Source organism: Clavibacter lycopersici, assembly GCF_003576405.1.
Taxonomy (GTDB): Bacteria; Actinomycetota; Actinomycetes; order Actinomycetales; family Microbacteriaceae; genus Clavibacter; species Clavibacter lycopersici.
The window spans coordinates 1-352 of record NZ_QWGT01000580.1 but is presented as its reverse complement, the minus strand read 5'-3'; the positions used below and the strand labels follow the sequence as shown (position 1 = coordinate 352).

Annotated in this window: 1 protein-coding gene; it reads left to right on the top strand. The window is 67.9% G+C overall.

Annotated features, from left to right (window positions below):
* Positions 1–352: substrate-binding domain-containing protein (locus tag DZG00_RS16625; protein WP_147360116.1), on the top strand; the 352-nt coding region annotated here is incomplete at both ends.

Sequence of the window (352 nt, the reverse complement as noted above, 5' to 3'; positions counted from 1 at the left end):
GCGAGGGCCTCAAGACCAAGCTCGAGGGCGACGACTGCACCGTCGACCTCCAGTACGCCGACAACAAGACCGACGCGCAGATCAGCCAGATCCAGAACCAGGTCGCGGGCGGCGCCAAGATCCTCGTGGTCGCGGCCGTCGACGGCAAGACCCTCGGCCCGGCCCTCGAGGACGCGAAGAGCCAGGGCGTCACGGTCATCGCCTACGACCGCCTCATCAACGGCACGGACGCCGTCGACTACTACGCCACCTTCGACAACTACAAGGTCGGCACGCTGCAGGGCGAGTTCATCCGCGACACGCTCGACCTCGACAACGCGGCCGGGCCCTTCACGCTCGAGCCCTTCGCCGG